This window comes from Achromobacter sp. Marseille-Q0513, from assembly GCF_018195695.1.
Classification (GTDB): domain Bacteria; phylum Pseudomonadota; class Gammaproteobacteria; order Burkholderiales; family Burkholderiaceae_B; genus Achromobacter.
In genome coordinates this window covers 1-2,795 of sequence record NZ_JAGTJY010000325.1, presented here as the reverse complement: position 1 = coordinate 2,795, position 2,795 = coordinate 1, and the positions used below count along the sequence as shown (strand labels likewise).

At 69.8% G+C, this 2,795-nt stretch carries 4 protein-coding genes; 3 read left to right on the top strand and 1 reads right to left on the bottom strand.

What is annotated here, in order from left to right; translation table 11 throughout:
* Nucleotides 1-14: 14 nt before the first annotated feature.
* Nucleotides 15-959, bottom strand: a complete 945-nt coding sequence (locus KDH83_RS30200) for an adenosine deaminase (RefSeq protein WP_212322607.1) — start codon at nt 957-959, stop codon at nt 15-17.
* 255 nt (nt 960-1,214) lie between these two features.
* Between KDH83_RS30200 and KDH83_RS30195 the strand changes: the two genes are divergently transcribed.
* The 3 genes from KDH83_RS30195 to KDH83_RS30185 all read left to right on the top strand — a co-directional run.
* Nucleotides 1,215-1,901 carry a hypothetical protein gene (locus tag KDH83_RS30195; protein WP_212322605.1) on the top strand — a complete coding sequence of 229 codons (687 nt, stop codon included), beginning with the start codon at nt 1,215-1,217 and terminating at the stop codon, nt 1,899-1,901.
* 71 nt (nt 1,902-1,972) lie between these two features.
* Nucleotides 1,973-2,326: a sel1 repeat family protein gene (locus KDH83_RS30190; protein ID WP_212322603.1), complete on the top strand. Its 354-nt coding sequence runs from the start codon at nt 1,973-1,975 to the stop codon at nt 2,324-2,326.
* A 3-nt stretch (nt 2,327-2,329) separates the two neighbouring features.
* Nucleotides 2,330-2,795, top strand: a 466-nt coding sequence (locus KDH83_RS30185; protein WP_249205459.1) for an MATE family efflux transporter, incomplete at its 3' end; no start/stop codon positions are given.

Here is a 2,795-nt window from a genome sequence, read left to right as displayed (position 1 = left end):
CTTCGGGGGTGGGACTACATCCTTGCATCCATGCTGTTGTCGGCCAGCGCCTGCGCCTGTTCGCGCGACATGCCCAGGTGCTCGTACAGCGCGTGGAAGTTCTCGTTGACGTAGCCGCCGAAGTAGGCCGGATCGTCGGAGTTGACCGTGACCTTCACGCCCGCGTCCAGCAGCGACAGGATGTTGTGCTCGCGCATGTGCTGGAACACGCGCAGGCGGGTGTTCGACAGCGGACAGACGGTCAGCGGGATCTGCTCGTCGATCAGGCGGGCGATCAGGCGCGGGTCTTCGGCCGCGCGCACGCCGTGGTCGATGCGCCGCACCTTGAGCAAGTCCAGCGCTTCCCAGATGTATTCGGGCGGGCCTTCCTCGCCCGCGTGGGCCACGGCCGGCAGGCCCTCGGCGCGGGCGCGCTCGAACACGCGCTGGAACAGACGCGGCGGAAAGCCCTTCTCGCTGCTGTCCAGGCCGACCGCGATGAAGGCGTCGCGGTAGGGCAGGGCCTGTTCCAGCGTGCGCATGGCGGCTTCCTCGGGCAGGTGGCGCAGGAAGCTCAGGATCAGGCCGCTGCTCACGCCCAGCTGCTTGCGGCCGTCTTCCAGCGCCTGGCTGATGCCGTTGAGCACGGTCTCGAAGGGCACGCCTCGGTCGGTATGCGTCTGCGGATCGAAGAAGGGCTCGGTGTGCACCACGTTCTGCTCGCGGCACTTCAGCAGGTAGGCCCAGGTCAGGTCGTAGAAGTCCTGCTCGGTGCGCAGCACGTCGGCGCCGCGGTAGTAGAGGTCCAGGAATTCCTGCAGATTGTTGTAGTTGTACGCCTGGCGCAGCGATTCGACGTCGGGCCAGGGCAGCGCCACGCCGTTGCGTTGCGCCAGGCTGAACAGCAGCTCGGGTTCCAGCGAACCCTCCAGGTGCATGTGCAGTTCCGCTTTGGGCAGGGCGTTCAGCCAGTCGTACATAGGGGCTCCGGTCTTCGGGTAAGGCGTGGGGATGTGCGCGCCGCTGGCGGCAGGCAAGGCCGCGATCATATCCGGAATGGGATGACGGCCATGGGCGCGGACCCGTCCGCGCCGCGCGTCGCGAGGCGGGCGGGAAGCGGCACGGACCTGCGCCGATTATTCTCCGCGCCGGGGCGCTTGGCAACGCGCGCCGGCGATTCGGATATAGTTCGTCGCCATGAGCCGCCGCGAGCGGCGCCAGCGGGAGCAACCATGATGTCCAGGCAGCAAGCGTCGAGAATCGCGCGTCGCGTGACGGCCGGCGCCGCGCTGGCCGTCACGCTGGCCGCCTGTGGTTCGTCGCGGCTGGACGGCGTGCCCGTCGATTGGCCCGGCTTTCGCGAGCCGCGCCTGCCGATGGCGCCGTCCGACCCGGCGCAATGCCCGGACCTGGCGGGGCCGTATCGCATCCAGGGCGAGTTCAGGACCGGCGAGCGCGACGCGTCGCTGGACGACCTGGGCCGCTTCCTGGCGTGGACGCTGTACCTGCCCGGCATGGGCCAGGGCGAGGCCCGCGCCTGGAACCCCGCGCCCGGCGCGTCGGTGGCCTTTGCATCCGACGCCCAGGCCTGGCGGGCGCTGCTGCGGGACGGACGCGGCGGCAAGTTGGAGGGCCGGCTGCCCGATGCCGCGTCGCCCGCCGACGGCCTGGTCGACCCGGCGCGCAGCCAGGTGATGCTGGTCTCGGGCTGTGCGCAGGGCCGCCTGTGGATCAGCGCGCGCGAAGACTGGCGCCAGCATGAGTCCCAGGGCGTGCGCCGCCATGTGGCGATGCTGCGGCCGGAAGGCGGCGGCCTGCTGCTGACCGTCAGGCGCGAGTCCGACAGCATCGGCATGCTGCTACCCTGGTACAGCAACGACAGCCGCGTGTCGCAATACTGGTTCGCGCCGGCCGCACCCTGACGAACGCGGCCGGGTCCGCGCGCGATGCCTGCGCGGGCCGCCAGCTGTCTTCCATTTCCTTCGATGTGCCCATGACCGTAAAACGACTGACCTTCTGCGCCGTGCTGTTCCTGTTGTTCCTGCTGGGCGTGACCTGGTTCTGGCGCCAGCTCTACGACACCCGCGCGCCGTCGCTGCGCGGCCAGGTCCAGGGCGAGAACGTCCATATCTATGGCGAATCGCCCCAGCACGACGCCGCCGTCAACCGCGCCTGGCTGGAAGAGGCCAAACGCGGCAATGTCGACGCGCAGTACACCATGGGCCTGATCATGGAACAGAGCGATCGCAAGGAGGCGCTGCGCTGGTACGAGGCCGCCGCCGCCCAGGGCTATCCGGCCGCGATCGAACGCCTGGAACAGCTGCGGGCCAAGCCCGCACGGCGCTGAGCCTTGTCCAGCGCAAGCCAGGCCCAGGCTCCGGCCGTACCGCTGCAGGCGCGCTTCGTCCACGGACCGCTGCGCGGACACGTGGTCGAAATGGTGCTGACCGGCTGGGCCAGCATGCTGGCCGTGTTCGCGGTCGAGTTCCTGTCGCTGCTGTACCTGGGCACGCTGGGCGACGAGGCGATCCTGGCCGCCGTGGGGCTGGGGTCCATGACGCTGTTCACGGTGACCTCGGTCAGCATCGGCGTCACGGTCGGCGGCGCGGCCATGGTGTCGCGCGCGCTGGGGGCTGGTGACGCACAGGGCGCGCGCCGCCTGGGCGGCGCCGCGCTCATCCTGATGACGGCGGCCACGGCCGTGGCGGGGATGCTGTATCTGGTCTTCATCGGCCCTTATGCGGCCGTCGTCGGCCTGGATCCGCAGGTGCGCGGCCATCTGCTGTCCTTTGTCTTCATCTCCACGCCCTTCATGG

Coding starts and splice junctions, on each gene's coding strand:
- KDH83_RS30200 (WP_212322607.1), bottom strand. CDS start 959: ATGTACGACTGGCTGAACGCCCTGCCCAAAGCGGAACTGCACATGCAC.
- KDH83_RS30195 (WP_212322605.1), top strand. CDS start 1,215: ATGTCCAGGCAGCAAGCGTCGAGAATCGCGCGTCGCGTGACGGCCGGC.
- KDH83_RS30190 (WP_212322603.1), top strand. CDS start 1,973: ATGACCGTAAAACGACTGACCTTCTGCGCCGTGCTGTTCCTGTTGTTC.